Origin of the sequence: Aliiroseovarius lamellibrachiae (genome assembly GCF_018599245.1) — a bacterium.
In the GTDB taxonomy this organism is placed as follows: domain Bacteria; phylum Pseudomonadota; class Alphaproteobacteria; order Rhodobacterales; family Rhodobacteraceae; genus Aliiroseovarius; species Aliiroseovarius lamellibrachiae.
Window position 1 is genome coordinate 152,299 of sequence record NZ_JAHEVJ010000006.1, and the last position, 16,243, is coordinate 168,541.

The 16,243-nt window shown below is 55.5% G+C and carries 16 protein-coding genes; 9 read left to right on the top strand and 7 right to left on the bottom strand.

The genetic code is table 11. From position 1 onward, the window contains the following. Positions 1 to 41: 41 nt before the first annotated feature. The 3 genes from KKW20_RS11930 to KKW20_RS11940 all read right to left on the bottom strand — a co-directional run bounded on the left by KKW20_RS11930 (position 42) and on the right by KKW20_RS11940 (position 4,260). Positions 42 to 2,255 carry an NADP-dependent isocitrate dehydrogenase gene (locus tag KKW20_RS11930; RefSeq protein WP_214568115.1) on the bottom strand — a complete coding sequence of 738 codons (2,214 nt, stop codon included), beginning with the start codon at positions 2,253 to 2,255 and terminating at the stop codon, positions 42 to 44. A gap of 134 nt (positions 2,256 to 2,389) precedes the next feature. Continuing rightward, entirely contained in the window at positions 2,390 to 3,157 is a 768-nt protein-coding gene (locus tag KKW20_RS11935; protein ID WP_214568116.1) for a GNAT family N-acetyltransferase, read from the bottom strand. 83 nt (positions 3,158 to 3,240) lie between these two features. Next, positions 3,241 to 4,260, bottom strand: coding sequence for an isocitrate/isopropylmalate dehydrogenase family protein (locus tag KKW20_RS11940; RefSeq protein WP_214568117.1), 1,020 nt, complete (start codon positions 4,258 to 4,260; stop codon positions 3,241 to 3,243). 182 nt (positions 4,261 to 4,442) lie between these two features. Here KKW20_RS11940 and KKW20_RS11945 point away from each other — a divergent pair, with 182 nt between their 5' ends. Then, on the top strand, positions 4,443 to 5,327 hold the full coding sequence (locus KKW20_RS11945) for a ribokinase (RefSeq protein ID WP_214568118.1): 885 nt from the start codon (positions 4,443 to 4,445) through the stop codon (positions 5,325 to 5,327). On the opposite strand, the gene KKW20_RS11950 is transcribed toward KKW20_RS11945, so the two are convergent. Continuing rightward, the gene (locus KKW20_RS11950; RefSeq protein ID WP_214568119.1) at positions 5,317 to 5,604 is read right to left on the bottom strand and encodes an SCP2 sterol-binding domain-containing protein; all 288 of its coding nucleotides are present in this window, start codon (positions 5,602 to 5,604) and stop codon (positions 5,317 to 5,319) included. The two genes, KKW20_RS11945 and KKW20_RS11950, sit on opposite strands and share 11 nt — an antisense overlap. Before the next feature lie 91 nt (positions 5,605 to 5,695). Then, the gene (locus KKW20_RS11955) at positions 5,696 to 6,946 is read right to left on the bottom strand and encodes an argininosuccinate synthase (protein WP_214568120.1); all 1,251 of its coding nucleotides are present in this window, start codon (positions 6,944 to 6,946) and stop codon (positions 5,696 to 5,698) included. Positions 6,947 to 7,128: 182 nt separating this feature from the next. Here KKW20_RS11955 and ilvA point away from each other — a divergent pair, with 182 nt between their 5' ends. Then, positions 7,129 to 8,376, top strand: a complete 1,248-nt coding sequence (gene ilvA, locus KKW20_RS11960; RefSeq protein ID WP_214568121.1) for a threonine ammonia-lyase IlvA — start codon at positions 7,129 to 7,131, stop codon at positions 8,374 to 8,376. Here the strand turns inward: ilvA and KKW20_RS11965 are convergent. After that, entirely contained in the window at positions 8,373 to 8,684 is a 312-nt protein-coding gene (locus KKW20_RS11965; RefSeq protein ID WP_214568122.1) for an Hpt domain-containing protein, read from the bottom strand. The genes ilvA and KKW20_RS11965 overlap by 4 nt on opposite strands. A 177-nt stretch (positions 8,685 to 8,861) precedes the next feature. Between KKW20_RS11965 and KKW20_RS11970 the strand changes: the two genes are divergently transcribed. The 6 genes from KKW20_RS11970 to KKW20_RS11995 all read left to right on the top strand — a co-directional run bounded on the left by KKW20_RS11970 (position 8,862) and on the right by KKW20_RS11995 (position 14,861). Further along, positions 8,862 to 10,157, top strand: a complete 1,296-nt coding sequence (locus tag KKW20_RS11970; protein ID WP_214568123.1) for a PP2C family protein-serine/threonine phosphatase — start codon at positions 8,862 to 8,864, stop codon at positions 10,155 to 10,157. Between the two features lie 146 nt (positions 10,158 to 10,303). Continuing rightward, a complete protein-coding gene (gene hslO, locus KKW20_RS11975) occupies positions 10,304 to 11,302 on the top strand; it encodes an Hsp33 family molecular chaperone HslO (RefSeq protein WP_214568246.1) in 999 nt (332 codons plus the stop codon). Continuing rightward, positions 11,274 to 11,888, top strand: coding sequence for a CoA pyrophosphatase (locus tag KKW20_RS11980; protein WP_214568124.1), 615 nt, complete (start codon positions 11,274 to 11,276; stop codon positions 11,886 to 11,888). Before hslO ends, KKW20_RS11980 begins: the two co-directional genes overlap by 29 nt. Continuing rightward, a complete protein-coding gene (locus tag KKW20_RS11985; RefSeq protein ID WP_214568125.1) occupies positions 11,885 to 13,030 on the top strand; it encodes a CCA tRNA nucleotidyltransferase in 1,146 nt (381 codons plus the stop codon). Before KKW20_RS11980 ends, KKW20_RS11985 begins: the two co-directional genes overlap by 4 nt. Then, positions 13,027 to 14,262, top strand: a complete 1,236-nt coding sequence (locus KKW20_RS11990; RefSeq protein ID WP_214568126.1) for a class I SAM-dependent RNA methyltransferase — start codon at positions 13,027 to 13,029, stop codon at positions 14,260 to 14,262. The genes KKW20_RS11985 and KKW20_RS11990 overlap by 4 nt, the downstream gene beginning before the upstream one ends. Positions 14,263 to 14,357: 95 nt before the next feature. Then, positions 14,358 to 14,861 (top strand): L,D-transpeptidase family protein, encoded by a 504-nt coding sequence (locus KKW20_RS11995; protein ID WP_214568127.1) that lies wholly within the window; start codon positions 14,358 to 14,360, stop codon positions 14,859 to 14,861. A gap of 71 nt (positions 14,862 to 14,932) precedes the next feature. Here KKW20_RS11995 and dalA read toward each other — a convergent pair whose 3' ends face one another. Continuing rightward, positions 14,933 to 15,439: a divisome-associated lipoprotein DalA gene (gene dalA, locus KKW20_RS12000; protein WP_214568128.1), complete on the bottom strand. Its 507-nt coding sequence runs from the start codon at positions 15,437 to 15,439 to the stop codon at positions 14,933 to 14,935. 162 nt (positions 15,440 to 15,601) lie between these two features. Between dalA and KKW20_RS12005 the strand changes: the two genes are divergently transcribed. Next, a complete protein-coding gene (locus KKW20_RS12005; protein ID WP_214568129.1) occupies positions 15,602 to 16,207 on the top strand; it encodes a L,D-transpeptidase family protein in 606 nt (201 codons plus the stop codon). Positions 16,208 to 16,243 lie beyond the last annotated feature (36 nt).

Consider the following 16,243-nt stretch of genomic DNA (forward strand, 5'->3'; position numbering starts at 1 on the left):
CACCGGTTAGCGGGGGTTTTCGTGTTTTAGACTGGCGAAACTCAGTCGATGATCGCGTTCAGCGTGGCCGATGGGCGCATTACTTTGGCTTTCAACGCGGCGTCAGGGCGGTAATAACCACCGATGTCTGCGGCAGGACCTTGGACCATCGCAAGCTCCGCAAGGATCGCTTCTTCACCATCTGCCAGCGCCTTTGCAACGGGTGCAAATTCTGCTGCCAAATCAGCATCTTGCGTCTGGGTGGCAAGGGCTTCGGCCCAGTAACGTGCAAACCAATAGTGGCTGTCGCGGTTGTCCGGCTCGCCCACTTTACGGCTTGGCGAACGGTTGTTGTCCAAGACCCCTTGGGTTGCTGCTTCTGCCGCGACGCCCAAAAGGCCCGCTTTTGGGTTGCCTTTTGCGTCGGCGAGGAAGTTCAGGCTTTCACCTAAGGCACAGAATTCGCCCATAGAATCCCAACGCAGGTGGTTCTGATCAAGCAGTTGTTGAACGTGTTTGGGGGCAGAGCCGCCCGCGCCGGTTTCAAACATTCCACCGCCTTGCATCAGCTTCACAATCGACAGCATTTTTGCCGAGGTGCCAAGCTCCAGGATTGGGAACAGGTCGGTCAGGTAATCGCGCAGCACGTTGCCAGTGATGGCGATGCTGTCGTTGCCTGCGGTGATGGTGTTCAGTGACTGACGAGTGGCTTCGCGTGGCGCCATGATCTGGAATTTGTCAGCAACACCAGCGGCTTGCAGGGCAGGCTCAACCATTTTGATCAGTTCAGCATCATGGGCGCGGTTGGCGTCGAGCCAGAAAATAGCCTCGGAACCTGTCAGGCGTTGACGGTCCAGTGCAAGCTGAATCCAGTTGTCGATCGGGGCCTTGTTCGCCGTACAAGCGCGCCAGATGTCGCCGCTTTCAACATCGTCCGAATGAAGGATCTCGCCGTTGGCCAAAACCACGCGGATCACGCCGTCTGCGGGCGCTTCAAAGGTTGTGGGGTGGCTGCCGTATTCCTCGGCTTTCTGCGCCATCAGGCCGACGTTTGCGACGGATCCAACCGTGGTCACGTCCATTTTTCCGTGTTCTTTGAAGAACTTAATGCTTTCGTCGTAAATGGTCGCATAGCAATTGTCTGGGATCACACAGTTGGTATCCCCTTTGTTGCCGTCAGCGTCCCAACCTTTGCCGCCCGCGCGGATCACGGCAGGCATCGAGGCGTCGATGATGACATCTGATGGAACGTGCAGGTTGGTGATGCCCTTGTCGCTGTCCACCATATACATCGCGGGGCGATCTGCGGTCACGGCGTCGATTGCGGCCATGATGTCGGCGTTGTCTTTCACGCGCTCAATCAAGTCACCCATGCCCGAATTTGGGTTCACGCCAGCGGCTTCCAGCTCGGCACCAAACTTGTCAAACACAGGCGCCAACCAGGCTTTCACGGCGTGGCCAAAGATGATCGGATCGGACACTTTCATCATGGTCGCTTTCAAGTGAAGCGACAACATGGTGCCGTCTTTTTTGGTGTCTTCAATGGCGTCAGCCAAGAAAGCGGACAGGGCTTTTGCCGACATGAATGTCGCGTCTGCCACGGTGCCTTCTTTCAGTTGCCAATCGTCTTTCAGGACGGTGGTTGCGCCATCCTTGCCGATGAATTCGATCTTTGCATCGCCGGCTTGTGCCGCTGTGATGGTTGCCGCTTTTTCGTTTGCATAGAAGTCGTTACCGGGCATCGAAGACACTTTGGTTTTCGATGTTGGCACCCATTCACCCATCGAATGCGGGTTTTTCTGGGCATAGTTTTTCACGGCTTTGGCCGAACGACGGTCGGAGTTTCCCTCGCGCAGAACCGGGTTCACGGCGGAACCTTTGATCCCGTCATAACGTGCGCGCACGGCTTTCTCTTCGTCGGTTTTCGGCTCTTCTGGATAATCCGGCAGGGCGTACCCTTTGGCCTGAAGCTCTTCGATTGCGGCCACAAGTTGTGGAACCGAAGCCGAGATGTTCGGAAGTTTGATGACGTTGGCATCAGCGGTTTTCACCAGCTTGCCCAGCTCGGCCAAATCGTCGTTCTGGCGTTGTTCGGCGGTCAAGCTTTCGGGGAAGGTCGCAATGATCCGGCCAGCCAATGAGATGTCTTTGGTGCCCACCGACACGCCCGCCGCTTTGGCAAAGCGTTTGATGATCGGCAGGAACGAGGCGGAGGCAAGCTCCGGCGCTTCGTCTACAATGGTATACACAATATCCGGCTGTGAAGTATCGGTCATGACAGAACACCCCTTTTTTTTCGATGAAAGGTTAGAATGCGCGCGAAAGACCGCTTCGGGCGCAGAATTGGATTTGACCCTGACATACACAATCTGCGCATGAAAAAAAAGGGACTTGCGCGTGAAACGGCGAATTAGTCGCGGTCAATCAGGGGTAAAATTTGTTTGGTCAGCAGATAGTGGCTCGAAATTTCGCGACCATCGTGGATCAAAGAGAAAACGCCATATGGATTGGGGACAAGGGTTCGCGCGTCTGTCGCGGATGTGATTTCGATGGCGCGAAACGAGAGACCCAAGGTGTCGGCGGCGGCACGCGCATGTGTCACCGCGTCCTCGAGATAGGGACATTGCGCGGAATGAAGAACCGTCACTCCCGATCCATAAGCGGCGGCTTTTGCGTGCCAATGTCCCGACAGTTGTGGCGGATCTGAGGGGGAAAGGGACTTTAACATCAGGTCATATCCTGGCGCTGCGCTGTCAACAGATTGGTATCCGTGATGGTCCAAGATGCCTTTGTCGATCAGCCAGTTTCCCGAACTTGTCAGGGCGGCCACACCTTTGTACCCATTCTCACGCGCCCAATCCTCGGCCTCAGTCAAAAGTTGGGTCGAGAACCCGTGGCCTTTGCTTTTCCCCACCACCCAAAGACAGTGGATCACCACAAACTCGTCTGCGTTTTCAATGCCGCGCCAAGCATATTTGCCGGGGATGAATTCAATGAAACCGCGTTCTTTATTGCCCAAAAGCCGAAGTTGCAGACCCTCGGAAAAACGCGCCTCTAGCCACGCCTTTTTACGTTTCCAAGCGCTGGTTTTCCGGGCGCTCATTTTGCAAAAGAACCCGTGTTTCTGAACGGTTTCTGCGGTGCCGGTAAGGATCTGATTTGAATCTGACTGGGTCATATGGCCAGCATACGCGGGGTGGTGCGCTGTGTCCCTGACAGAGGTCAAAGCCGGGACGTTTGCCCCGGCTTTGGGTTATGCACTTACAAACGCGAGATGATCGCGTCTGCAAGCGTGGTGGTGTTGCCCGTGCCACCCAGATCAGGTGTCGCGCCATCGCCGGATTGTACCGTGTCGATCACCGCTTGGCGCAGGCGTTTGGCGTCATCCACGCGGCCCACATGTTCCAGCATCATCCCCGCCGCCATTAGGAAAGCGCAGGGGTTGGCAAGGCCTTTTCCGGCGATATCTGGCGCGGATCCATGCACCGCCTCAAAGATCGCGGCGTCTTCACCGATGTTGGCGCCGGGGGCAAGACCCAGACCGCCGATAAGGCCGGCCGCCAGATCGGACAGGATGTCGCCAAAGAGGTTGGTGGTGACAATCACATCAAAGGCTTCGGGGTACATGACCATCTGCATGGCGCAGGCGTCGACGATGCGTTCGTCATATTCAATGCGGCCATCGTATTCCTTGGCCACGTCACGGGCCTCTTCCAAAAACATGCCGGACAGCAGTTTCAGGATGTTGGCCTTGTGCACGATGGATACTTTTTTACGGCCATTGGCGACGGCATATTCAAAGGCCGCGCGGGCGATGCGGCGGGCCTCAGTTTTGGTGTTGTAACCCGTTGAATAGACTTTGCCTTCGGGGTCGCCGTTGTGTTCGATGTATCCTTCGTCCGCGATGTAATACCCTTCGAGGTTTTCACGGAAGATCACCATGTCGATGCCGTCAAAGCGGCCGTTTTTCTTGATGGTTTTGGTGGGGCGCACGTTTGCGTAAAGCTCAAACTCCTGACGCAGTTGCAGGTTGATTGACTTAAAGCCGCCGCCAACGGGCGTGGTCAACGGCCCCTTTAGGGCCAGTTTGGTGCGGTGAATACTGTCGAGTGTGGCTTGCGGAAGTGGCACGCCAGCGGCATCAACCCCGGCCATGCCGGCCTGTTGCACATCCCATTTAAAGGGCGCGCCCATGTGGTCCAGAATGGCGGTGACGGCTTTGGTGATCTCAGGTCCGATCCCATCGCCGGGGATCAGGGTGGCTTCGATTTGGCGTGTCATGGCGGGTCTCCAGGCTTGGAAATTATGAAATTCTTATAGCTCATATAAACGGTATACAATGGAATACAATAAGAAAGTGAAGCTCAAAGACCGGGAATGTCCGTACAGATTTCCCCACCCACCACCGCATTCCCCTTGCGCAGGGACGATGAAAATATAGGGTTCCCTAAAAAGAGGACCCGATGACCGTATTTTGTTTTGGCTCGATTAATATCGACAATTTTTACCAGATGCCGCATTTACCCCAACCCGGAGAGACGCTGGCCGCAACGGGTTACGCATGCGGATTGGGGGGCAAAGGTGCCAATCAATCGGTCGCCAGCGCGCGCGCAGGAAGTGTGACGAAGCACATTGGCGCCGTTGGGGATGATGGGGCGTGGTGCTTGGACAAGCTGCGGGACATGGGTGTCGACACCGCGCAGATTGCGACCACCACAACCGCGACCGGACATGCAAATGTCTGTGTTGACCCCTCTGGTGAAAACATGATTGTGCTGGCTCCGGGCGCCAATCACGCCCAAAATCTTGAGCGGACCCAACGTGCCTTACGCGGCGCCGATCCCGGCGATATCTTGCTTTTGCAAAACGAGGTGAACCTTGTCAAAGAGGTCGCAACGCTGGCGAAAAACCTGGGTCTTTTTGTGATCTATTCCGCCGCCCCCTTTGATGCAAACGCGGCGCAAGAGGTTCTGCCGCTATGTGATCTTTTGGTTGTGAATGAGGTTGAAGCCCAGCAGCTTTCAGAGGCGTTGGGCGTGTCGGTCAACGAAATTGAGGTCCCTGCTGTTTTGATCACGCGAGGCGCCAAAGGCGCGGTTTGGCGCGACCAGATCACCAAAAGCGAAACCAAAGCCCCCGCGTTTAAAGTCACTCCCGTGGACACCACTGGTGCGGGGGATTGTTTCATCGGATATGTCGCGGCGGGGTTGGATCAGGGGCTGCTCGTGGCGGATGCGTTGCGCCTGGCCTCCGCTGCCTCGGCGCTTCAGGTCACGCGTCCGGGTACCGCTGACGCGATCCCGATGCGGGCAGACGTCGATGCGTTTTTGGCGGGTGTTAGCCCTTAAACAGCTTCCCCAGTTTCATCGCAATCGAGACATCCCCGTCGACTTTGATCTTGCCCGTCATAAAGGCGGTCATTGGGTTCAACTTGCCGCGCATCAGCTTTTCCAAATTGTCTTTGGACATGGCGACGGTGCATTTGGTGTCTACGTTTTCCCGGCTCACCGCGCCATCCACCAGCGCAATTACCCCATCCTCGCCGCAATCCAGTTTCAGGCTTTCGTCAAGGGGATGTTTCGCCAATCCGCGGCTGATCTTGGCGGCAATATCGGTGAGCGGCATGGGATGTCCTTTTAAAAGAAAACGCCCCCGCGTGATACGGAGGCGTCCCTATTTCGTCCACAGCCAAAACCCACTGTGACGCAACGATAGCTTACTTCGCGACGCGCTTGTTGCGCATGGCGATCAACCGCAGGCGCAGCGCGTTCAGCTGGATAAAGCCCGCCGCATCGGTTTGATCATAGGCGCCCATGTCTTCCTCGAACGTCACATGCTCTTCTGAATAAAGCGAGTGATCGGACCAGCGGCCAACAACGCGGGCCAAACCTTTGTACAGTTTGATGCGCACGGTGCCGGTCACATGTTCCTGCGACAGGTCGATGGCGGCCTGCAGCATTTCACGCTCGGGCGAATACCAGTAACCGTTATAGATCAGCTCGGCGTATTTCGGCATCAGCTCATCTTTCAGGTGCATTGCGCCCCGGTCCATGGTGATGCTTTCAATGCCGCGGTGGGCTTCGATCAGGATGGTGCCGCCGGGGGTTTCATAGATCCCGCGCGATTTCATGCCAACGTAACGCCCCTCGACCAGATCAAGACGGCCAATGCCATGCTTGCGGCCATATTCATTCAGCTCGGTCAGCACGGTTGCGGGCGACATCTTCTCGCCATTGATGGCAATGGGATCACCTTTTTCGAACTCGATCTCGATGAACTCGGGCGTGTTTGGCGCATCCTCTGGGTGAACAGACCGCTGGTAGACGTAATCCGGTGCATCCTCGGCGGGATCTTCCAGAACCTTACCCTCGGATGAGGTGTGCAACAGGTTTGCGTCAACAGAAAACGGCGCTTCGCCGCGTTTGTCTTTGGCGATCGGAATTTGGTTCTGTTCCGCAAATTCCAACAGCTTGGTACGCGAACCAAGATCCCATTCACGCCAAGGGGCGATCACTTGGATGTCGGGGTTCAGCGCGTAAGCCGCCAGTTCAAACCGCACTTGGTCGTTGCCCTTGCCGGTTGCACCGTGGCTGACCGCATCGGCGCCATGCTCGGCCGCAATCTCAACAAGACGTTTGGAGATCAGCGGACGGGCGATTGAGGTGCCCAAAAGGTAGAGCCCTTCGTATTGCGCATTGGCGCGGAACATCGGGAACACAAAGTCGCGCACAAACTCTTCGCGCAGATCTTCGATGTGGATGTTTTCTGGCTTGATGCCCAGCAGCTCGGCCTTTTTACGAGCGGGTTCCAGTTCTTCGCCCTGACCAAGGTCAGCGGTGAAGGTGATCACTTCGCAACCATACTCGGTTTGCAACCATTTCAGGATGATCGAGGTATCAAGGCCGCCGGAATAGGCAAGCACAACTTTTTTGGGCGCAGCTTGGGGTGCGGTGTTGGACGAAAGCATCATATTCCCTTTCACGAGCGTATCGCGCCGCGCTTATCGGGTTTTGCCGCGCGGGGCAAGGTTTGTAGCTTGTTTTTAACGCCAATACTTATACAGCGGTGCACCGGGTGACAGATGGGCGATCCCTTTCAACAGCAGATATCACCCTTGCCAAGTCGTTTCCCTTGGGTCAGACATTCCGGATGAGCGATTTTCTGAAAAAAGCCCGCGTGGCAGAACAGCAGATGCGGGCGCTTTTCCCCGCGACGCCGTTACAGCGTAATGATCACCTGTCGGCCAAATTTGGTGCGGACATTTGGTTAAAGCGCGAAGACCTGTCCCCTGTGCGCAGCTATAAAATCCGCGGTGCGTTAAATGCCATGAGCAAAGCGTTGGCAAAGACGCCGGACCAAGACGTGTTCGTCTGCGCCTCAGCGGGAAATCACGCGCAGGGCGTGGCCTATGTGTCCAAGCATTTTGGGGTGAAAGGCGTGATCTTCATGCCCGTCACCACGCCACAACAGAAGATTGAAAAGACCCGGATTTTTGGCGGCGACGCGATTGAGATCCGCCTGATTGGCGATTATTTCGACGACACCTTAGCCGCCGCACAAGCCTATTGCGCTGAGGTCGGCGGGCATTTCCTGTCGCCTTTTGACGACAAGGATGTGATCGAAGGGCAAGCCAGCGTGGCGGCCGAGGCAGTCGCCCAACTGGGCCGCTCCCCTGACATTGTTGTCTTGCCTGTTGGGGGTGGTGGTCTCTCTGCTGGGATCACGCGTTACTTGGGCGAAGTCGCCCCTAAGACCGACATTTTCTATGTAGAACCCGCTGGCGGCACGTCGCTTGCCGCCGCACTGGCCCATGGTGGCCCGATCACGCTGGAACAGGTCGACAACTTTGTGGATGGCGCCGCCGTTGCGCGCATCGGTGCGTTGACGTTTGATGTTTTGAAAGACACGCCGAAAGACAAGGTGCGGGCAATCCCCGAGGATCGGATTTGCACCACAATCCTTGATATGCTGAATGTTGAGGGTGTTGTGCTAGAGCCTGCGGGTGCATTGTCGGTGGATGCGTTGAAAGATCTGCGCGATGAAATTGCGGGAAAAACCGTGGTTTGTGTGACCTCTGGAGGGAACTTTGATTTTGAACGCCTGCCAGAAGTGAAAGAACGCGCTCAGCGTTATGCGGGTTTGAAAAAATATCTTTTGCTGCGCCTGCCCCAACGCCCCGGTGCGTTGAAAGATTTCCTTCAAATCCTCGGGCCAGACGACAACATTGCCCGGTTTGAGTATCTCAAGAAATCGGCGCGAAACTTTGGATCTGTATTGATTGGGATTGAAACAAATCGCCCCGAAAACTTCGATGCCATTTTTGTGGGTCTTGACGCTGGCGGCTTTGCGTATTCGGACATTACAGATGATGAAACCGTGGCGGAATTTGTGATCTAACGTGCTGTGAATGCTTCTTTTGACGCGGAATAGGTTTCAAATACAGGGCCCAGTTGCACGGCGTCAGCTTTCCCCTCTGCCGCCAACCGCTCGCCTTCGCCACAAAGTTTTGACAAGGCTTGAAAGCCAAGGTTGAGCGACGAGCTTTTTAGAAAATGCAGGTCTTGTTCATATTGATCAGGCTCGGGCGTGGCCCGCAGTCGTTCAATGACTTCGTCCACCTCCTCAAGAAACATCTCCGCCACTTCGGCAAAATCCTCTTCGCCGATCTCTTCTTTCAACTCATTAACGCGATCCCAGCTGATCATATTGATCCCTTCCGGTCCTGTCACAAACACAAACTGTACTTTCGATAAGGGCAGAGGCTTAACATCTCATTATTAAACGCGGAAATTCCGTGCAAATTTTAGAATTAACCAGCGGGCAATACCTGAGTCGTATGGCTTGGTCGGGTCAAGTGATCCGTGAGGCATAAGGAACCTGTTTTGAAATCACGCGCTGTATCTCAACTGCCAAATATTGCCGGCCCTGAAACGCCGTCGGCAGTTGGGGCGGATGCTGTCAAAACCATTCTCGTGGTAGATGACAGTCGGGCGCAGCGCATGATTGTGAGCTCCACGTTAAAGCGTCAGGGGTTCACGGTTGTTGAGGCTGGATCAGGTGATGAAGCGCTGGAAAAAATCGCAGCGGAAGACATCGATTTGATCCTTTCAGACTGGATGATGCCGGGCATGGACGGGCTTGAGCTTTGCCAAGCGTTCCGGGCCCTTTCGCGCGATAAATACGGATATTTTATTCTTCTCACCTCAAAAAGTGAAAAAGGGGCTGTTGCGCAGGGTCTGAATGTTGGCGCGGACGACTTTCTGAATAAACCTGTCAATGCCGAAGAGTTGCGCGCGCGGATCAATGCGGGCGGGCGCATCATGCGGATGGAGCGCGAACTTCAGGAGAAGAATCGTCTGGTTTCAGCGACGCTTTCTGAAATTCAGACCATCTATGACTCGATTGATCGCGACCTGATTGAAGCGCGCAATATGCAACAATCCTTGGTGCGTGAGCGGTTTCGTGATTATGGCACCGCCGAAGTCAGCCTGCTGTTGCAACCCTGCGGGCATGTCGGCGGAGATCTGGTTGGGATGTTTCAACCAGATGATAACACGGTTGCTATTTACTCTATTGATGTCTCCGGCCACGGGATTGCATCGGCTTTGCTGACGGCGCGATTGGCGTCCTATTTGTCAGATGGATCACCCGAGCAAAATATCACCTCTGCAAGCGCGCCGGGTGGTAAAACGCGCCTGCGTGACCCAGAAGAAGTTGCGTTCCTTTTGAATACAATGATGCTTGAAGACATGCCGACCGAGCATTATTTTACGATGATCCTGTCATATCTGGACCTTTCGACAGGTAAGATTGTGTTGACCCAATGCGGCCACCCCAACCCCGCGCTTTTACGTCCTGATGGCTCGGTGGAATATTTGGGTGATGGTGGCATGCCAATCGGGCTGATCCGGGGCAGTAAATATGAACGGTTTGAATTTACGCTCGAGCCGGGTGATCGCCTGATGTTCTATTCTGACGGGTTCACCGAGGCCGAAAATGAAAAAAATGAAATGCTGGATGAAGATGGGTTTGAAGACGTGATTGCGCGCAATGCCCAACTCAAACGACAAGAATTTTTGGATGGATTGGTTTGGGATGTTGATAAATTTTGCGGTGAAAAAGAATTCGGTGATGATCTGTCCATGTCTTTGATTGAATACAAAGGACCATCAAAATAACCGGGCTTTGTACCGTGGCTTCCGGTGCAAAACTGGTTGCGTTACACTAATTTTTCCACCATCCCCCCTTTTCCCCTTACTTGCCGCGCCCATATAGACGCGATATGGCAGAGGAACTGCCGCAAGCACAGCCCGTGGAAAACCCAATGACACTCGGAAATTTGATCGCCTGGGATGATACCATCCTGCCCTTCCAACTGGATAATTGTGACGTGCGCGGACGCGTGGTGCGCCTGGATGGTACGCTCGATACCGTTTTGTCTCAGCACAAGTACCCCCCCGCGATCGAAGCGCTGGTGGCTGAGGCCGCTCTTTTGACCGCGATGATTGGCCAGTCCATCAAGCTGCGCTGGAAGCTGTCCTTGCAAATTCGCGGTGACGGCCCCGCGCGTCTCATTGCGACGGACTATTATGCGCCAGAAAAAGAAGGTGACCCAGCTATGGTGCGCGCCTACGCCAGTTATGATGAAGATCGGCTGGATGCAGACGCCCCCGCGTTTGACCAGATCGGCAAGGGTTTCTTTGCGGTTTTGATTGATCAGGGTGATGGTAAAACACCTTACTCGGGCATGACGCCCATCGCCGGAAACTCTCTGTCTGATTGCGCGCAGGTTTATTTTGCCCAGTCCGAACAGTTGCCAACCCGGTTTCACCTGAGTTTTGGACGGTCCACTTGGGCCGGTGGCGAAGAAAGCTGGCGTGCTGGTGGTGTGATGCTGCAGCACATGCCCAAAGCCAGCCCACATGTGACCGGCGAAGGTGGTTCGGGAGAGGGCGGTGTGCTGTCGGCCGACGATGTGTTGGGAGAGAATGACAAGGAAAACTGGAGCCGGGCGAATATCCTGCTGTCTTCTGTGGAAGAACTGGAATTGATTGGCCCGTCAGTGTCCCCCACCGCCCTATTGACCCGTCTGTTCCACGAAGAAGCGCCGCGCGTTTATGACCCGCAACAAGTGCGCTTTGGCTGTACTTGCTCTGAAGACCGCGTGCGCGAAAGCTTGTCGATCTACTCGGTGAAAGACATTGCATATATGACCAAAGATAACGGCCGCCTGACAGCAGATTGTCAGTTCTGCGGGGCGCATTACGATCTGGATCCCGCAACCGTGGGCAAAGATGCAAAAGGTCAGGACAGTGAGGCCTGAGATTGAACATATCCGGCGTGCGCTTGCCCCTTCGGGCGGGGGCAGCTCGGATTATGATCTCAACCCGAATGTGACGCTCCCTGCGGGGCGCGTCTTGCGGCCCGCCGCTGTCTTGATCCCGCTGATCTATGTCGAAGATGAACTGCGGTTGATCTTAACCAAACGTGCCTCGCATTTGAAACATCACCCGGGGCAGATCGCGTTTCCAGGTGGTAAGGTGGATCCTGATGATGCCGGGCCGGTGGCCGCTGCCCTTCGCGAAGCGTGGGAGGAAATAGGCTTGCCGCAAGACGCGGTAACCGTGTTTGGTCAAATGTCCGCCCATGAAACCGTGACGTCCTACACGGTCACACCCGTTCTTGGTTTGGTGACGCGCCCGTTTGTGGAACGTCCAGAGGAGGGCGAGGTTGAAGAGGTGTTCTCGGTTCCGTTCAAACATGTCTCTAATCCAGCCAATTTCATCATTCAGGGCCGGGTCTGGCAAGGCATGTCGCGTTACTATGATACCGTGCCCTATGGCCCCTATTATATTTGGGGGGCCACAGCACGCATCCTGCGCGCGCTGGCCGAAAGGCTGTCTTCATGACGCAAATTACAGCAGATTGGATCGAAAACCCGCGCGTCCAGCGATTGGCACAGGCCTTTCTGTTGCAAGGGTTTGAAATCTATTTCGTTGGTGGATGCGTGCGAAATGCGTTGATGGGGGCGCCAGTCGCGGACCTGGACCTGTCAACAAATGCTCTCCCGGAGCAGGTGATTGAGTTGACCAAAGCGGCGGGGTTTCGCCCCGTGCCCACCGGGATCGACCACGGCACAATTACGGTGGTGGTCGAGGGCGAAGGCTTTGAGATTACCACCTATCGTAAAGATGTGGAAACCGACGGGCGCCGCGCGGTGGTTGCTTTTGCAGATACGATGGACGAAGACGCGCATCGTCGTGATTTCACAATGAACGCCCTGTATGCGGATGCAAGGGGGCGTGTGATTGATCCGCTGCACGGCCTGCCTGATTTGTTGACGCGGCGGGTGCGGTTTATTGATGACGCCACAACCCGCATTCGGGAAGACTATCTTCGAACCTTAAGGTTTTTCAGGTTCTACGCGTGGTACGGCAATGAAGCTGAAGGCCCGGACCACGATGCTTTGGCGGCAATTTCTGCCAATTTGGGCGGATTAGAGACGCTTTCGCGCGAACGTGTTGGGGCGGAGATGCTGAAACTCCTCTCTGCCAGAGATCCTGCGCCTGCGGTGGCCACGATGGCGCAATGTGGTGTGTTACAAGTGCTTTTACCGGGGGCGGATGCGCGCGGTTTGCCCATTTTGGTGCATTTTGAGGATGGGATGCAGGTTGATCCGATCCGGCGATTGGCTGTGCTGGGCGGCATGGATGTCGCTCGATCGTTACGGTTGTCGCGCAAAGAGGCGAAGAAATTGCAAGCCTTGCGGGATGGAATGGGGGCGATGACCGGGGCTGCGGAACTGGCCTATCGGGACGGCGCCGATCTTGCCCGAGACATCATCCTTTTGCGGGCGGTTCAGATGGAACTCCCGCTTCCGATTGGATATGAGGTGGACATTGCCAAAGGGGCGGCAGCCCAATTTCCGATCACCCCTGTGGATTTAATGCCCGCGTTTTCCGGCCCGGCGCTGGGCGCGGAACTCAAACGACGCGAAGCCCTTTGGATCGCCTCTGATTTTACTTTGACCCGTGAGGAGCTGCTGACATGAGCATCCCCAGCCAATCCACCACACATACAATTGAGCGATTGGGCCATCTTGGCGATGGTGTTGCCCCCGGCCCGGTTTTCGTGCCACGCGCCTTGCCGGGTGAGGTTGTCGAGGGTGAAGTGAATGACGGTCGTATCGACGCGCCGCGCATCGTGACCCCATCACCAGACCGTATCAAAGCATCTTGCCCGCACTATAACAGCTGTGGTGGCTGCGCGTTGTTGCATGCCTCTGATGCCTTCGTGTCTGATTGGAAGTCAAATGTGGTGCGTCAGGCGCTGGCCGCGCAGGGTATCGAGACGGAAATTCGTCCCATTGCCACGTCACCTGCCGCGTCGCGGCGCCGGGCGACATTGTCGGCAAGGCGCGGTAAAAAGGGCGCAATCGTTGGCTTTCACGGCCGTCGTTCTGGCGCGATTTCTGCAATTGAGCACTGTCAAATGCTTGCCCCAGAATTGGTGGCGCAAGTGCCAACCATTGAGGCTCTTGTATATTTGGGCGGTTCGCGCAAAGCGGAATTGTCTGTGAGCATGGCGATGTCCGAGGGCGGTATTGATATGTCGGTCATGGGCGGAAAGGCCCTAAACCGCGAACTAGAGACTGAATTGGCGCAGGTGCTTCACAAATTTGGCCTTGCGCGGCTGTCTTGGAATGGCGAGTTGGTTGCCACCGAGATCGCGCCGCAGCAAGCGTTTGGGCAAGCATTGGTGACGCCCCCTCCTGGTGCATTTTTACAGGCCACGCGAGAGGGGGAGGCGACTTTGGTTGCTGCGGTTCGAGAGGCAATTGGCGGTGCAGACACAGTGGTCGACCTGTTTGCCGGCTCTGGCACCTTTAGCCTACCCTTGGCCGATCAGGCCGAAGTACATGCTGTTGAGGGGGCGGATGCCATGATGCAGGCGCTTGATCACGGGTGGCGACGGTCAAAAGGGCTAAAGCGTGTGTCGACTGAGACCAGAGACCTGTTTCGCCGTCCCCTGATGCCCGACGAGCTGAACAAATTTGCCGCCATTGTCATTGACCCCCCGCGTGCGGGTGCGTTGGCGCAGGTCGAGGAAATTGCCCAGTCTGAGGTGGCGCGCGTGGCGATGGTGTCATGCAATCCCGTGAGTTTTGCGCGGGACGCACAGGTTTTGGTGGCGGCGGGCTATCGGTGTGATTGGGTTTTGCCAGTGGATCAGTTCCGCTGGTCGCCGCATGTGGAACTGATGGCGGCCTTCAGCAAAGCGTGACCAAATTCGGCGTGAAACCACTTGGTCGCTTGCCGCAGTGGGGCGTGATGGGCTATGTGTAAAGAAAAAACCTTGGGCAGAAGCAGGCAAATGCAATGCGGTATCTGATAGCAATTCTCGTAATGATTGGTGTTTTCAGCACGGCAAGCTGTGCGCGCAAGAGCAAGGTTATGCGTCAGTATGACGGCCCTGCTGTCACGCAGATTGTGGTGTCAAAATCTCAGCGAAAAATGTTCTTGCTGCATCAGAAAGAGGTGCTGAAATCCTACCGGATTGATCTTGGATTTACGCCAGATGGGCACAAGCAGTTCAAGGGAGATGGGAAAACCCCTGAGGGTCGCTATTTCATCAATCGCCGCAATCCGCGCAGTGCCTTCCACCTGTCGCTGGGGATCTCTTATCCAAATTCAGCGGATATCGCGTATGCGAAAGCGAGTGGGCGTGAAGCGGGCGGAGATATTTTCATCCACGGGGCGCGGCGTGCGCAAGATCCGAAGGGGCGCGACTGGACGGCCGGGTGCATTTCGGTATCGGACAAAGAGATCGAAGAAATCTGGTTGATGGTGCAAGATGACACGGTAATTGATATTCTGCCTTAAGTGCTGCTGTGCATCCGGGCATAAAAAACCGCGCTTCTAAGGCGCGGTTTTGTCGTTTTATAGGGTCAGGATTAGCTGCCCATTAACAATGTCCACCAAATCTTCCCACCGGCTTCCTGCACCCAAGCAAAGCCCATGTTTTGCGCACGGGATTCAAGGATCACGTCGCGTGTGCCGGGCTCTTCCATCCAAGCCGCGAGTGTTTCCAGTTCGGTTTCGTAGGTTTCCGAGATGTCTTCCCCGAGCATCAGGCCGGGGTACCCGGTGCGCGCCACGCGGTCGATTGGCGATGATCCGTCAGAGCCGAAATGCCATGGTCGGTTTTGGGCGGACATGTCCCGAGAATGGGTTGCGGCGGCTGCGTTCAGCTGGGAATTCAGCACAACAGGGTTTTTGCCCGCGGCTTGACGCAGTGCGTTAACCGAATCCAGCATGTTGTATTGGATCTTGGATTGCTGACCTGCGCCAATGCGATAGATTTTGGCAGTGGTGCCATCGGCCCGGGAATAGGTCCCTTCTGTGCTGCAAGCTGTTAAAGCCAAAGCGGCGGCCATACTGATCAAAAACGTGCGTTTCATCTATCTCACCTAGGTTCGTGAAGTCCTTTCCCTCTATATAGGAATGTTGCCGGGATCAAACGCAACAGGCGGAAATGTGCGAGTTAACGCTTGTTTGATTTGCGACTGCGTCATTCGCGCCATATATAGTGAGCGAATTGCCAGTATTTATTGGAGAACGAAATGGCCCATAGGCTACCTAAATCCCTCAGCAGACGCTCATTCCTCGGGTCGACCGCGGCTGTGGCCTCTGTTTTGGCCGCGCCTGCGCTGGCGCAGACCGGGGATGAAACCACAGAGATCGAAGAGGATATCACCGAGCGTGTTCGCCGGAATATCTCGTCTTTTCGGTCACTTGATTGGCGCCCATATTTCTCAAACACCAAAAATGGCGTTGTGCTTGTGGATATTTCCTCACGCGCGCTGCACTATTGGTCAGAAGATCAGAGCGTATATAAGCTGTTTCCCTCGTCGGTGCCATTGACCGCTGACCTGACGCGCAAGGGACGTACGTCTATTGTTCGCAAGGTAGAGGGTCCAAGTTGGCGCCCGACACCTTCGATGAAAAAGCGCAATCCGGAATGGCCTGATTTTATCGGACCCGGTCCGGAGAACCCGCTGGGCACACATGCGCTGTATCTGGGTTGGACATATTACCGGATCCACGGCACCCACGACACACGCAAGATTGGGCGGCGTTCGTCGAATGGCTGTATCGGTTTGTACAATCAGCATATTTCAGAGCTGTACGGCCTTACCAAGGTTGGAACTCAGGTTCTGATTATCTGAGTCGAGAACTAAAAAATGACCTTTTAGCCCCGCCCA

Bases quoted from the DNA above. Each gene is read 5' to 3' on its own strand.
- KKW20_RS11930 (WP_214568115.1), bottom strand. From the start codon at position 2,255: ATGACCGATACTTCACAGCCGGATATTGTGTATACCATTGTAGACGAA.
- KKW20_RS11935 (WP_214568116.1), bottom strand. From the start codon at position 3,157: ATGACCCAGTCAGATTCAAATCAGATCCTTACCGGCACCGCAGAAACC.
- KKW20_RS11940 (WP_214568117.1), bottom strand. From the start codon at position 4,260: ATGACACGCCAAATCGAAGCCACCCTGATCCCCGGCGATGGGATCGGA.
- KKW20_RS11945 (WP_214568118.1), top strand. From the start codon at position 4,443: ATGACCGTATTTTGTTTTGGCTCGATTAATATCGACAATTTTTACCAG.
- KKW20_RS11950 (WP_214568119.1), bottom strand. From the start codon at position 5,604: ATGCCGCTCACCGATATTGCCGCCAAGATCAGCCGCGGATTGGCGAAA.
- KKW20_RS11955 (WP_214568120.1), bottom strand. From the start codon at position 6,946: ATGCTTTCGTCCAACACCGCACCCCAAGCTGCGCCCAAAAAAGTTGTG.
- ilvA (WP_214568121.1), top strand. From the start codon at position 7,129: ATGAGCGATTTTCTGAAAAAAGCCCGCGTGGCAGAACAGCAGATGCGG.
- KKW20_RS11965 (WP_214568122.1), bottom strand. From the start codon at position 8,684: ATGATCAGCTGGGATCGCGTTAATGAGTTGAAAGAAGAGATCGGCGAA.
- hslO (WP_214568246.1), top strand. From the start codon at position 10,304: ATGACACTCGGAAATTTGATCGCCTGGGATGATACCATCCTGCCCTTC.
- KKW20_RS11980 (WP_214568124.1), top strand. From the start codon at position 11,274: ATGCAAAAGGTCAGGACAGTGAGGCCTGAGATTGAACATATCCGGCGT.
- KKW20_RS11985 (WP_214568125.1), top strand. From the start codon at position 11,885: ATGACGCAAATTACAGCAGATTGGATCGAAAACCCGCGCGTCCAGCGA.
- KKW20_RS11990 (WP_214568126.1), top strand. From the start codon at position 13,027: ATGAGCATCCCCAGCCAATCCACCACACATACAATTGAGCGATTGGGC.
- KKW20_RS11995 (WP_214568127.1), top strand. From the start codon at position 14,358: ATGCGGTATCTGATAGCAATTCTCGTAATGATTGGTGTTTTCAGCACG.
- dalA (WP_214568128.1), bottom strand. From the start codon at position 15,439: ATGAAACGCACGTTTTTGATCAGTATGGCCGCCGCTTTGGCTTTAACA.
- KKW20_RS12005 (WP_214568129.1), top strand. From the start codon at position 15,602: ATGGCCCATAGGCTACCTAAATCCCTCAGCAGACGCTCATTCCTCGGG.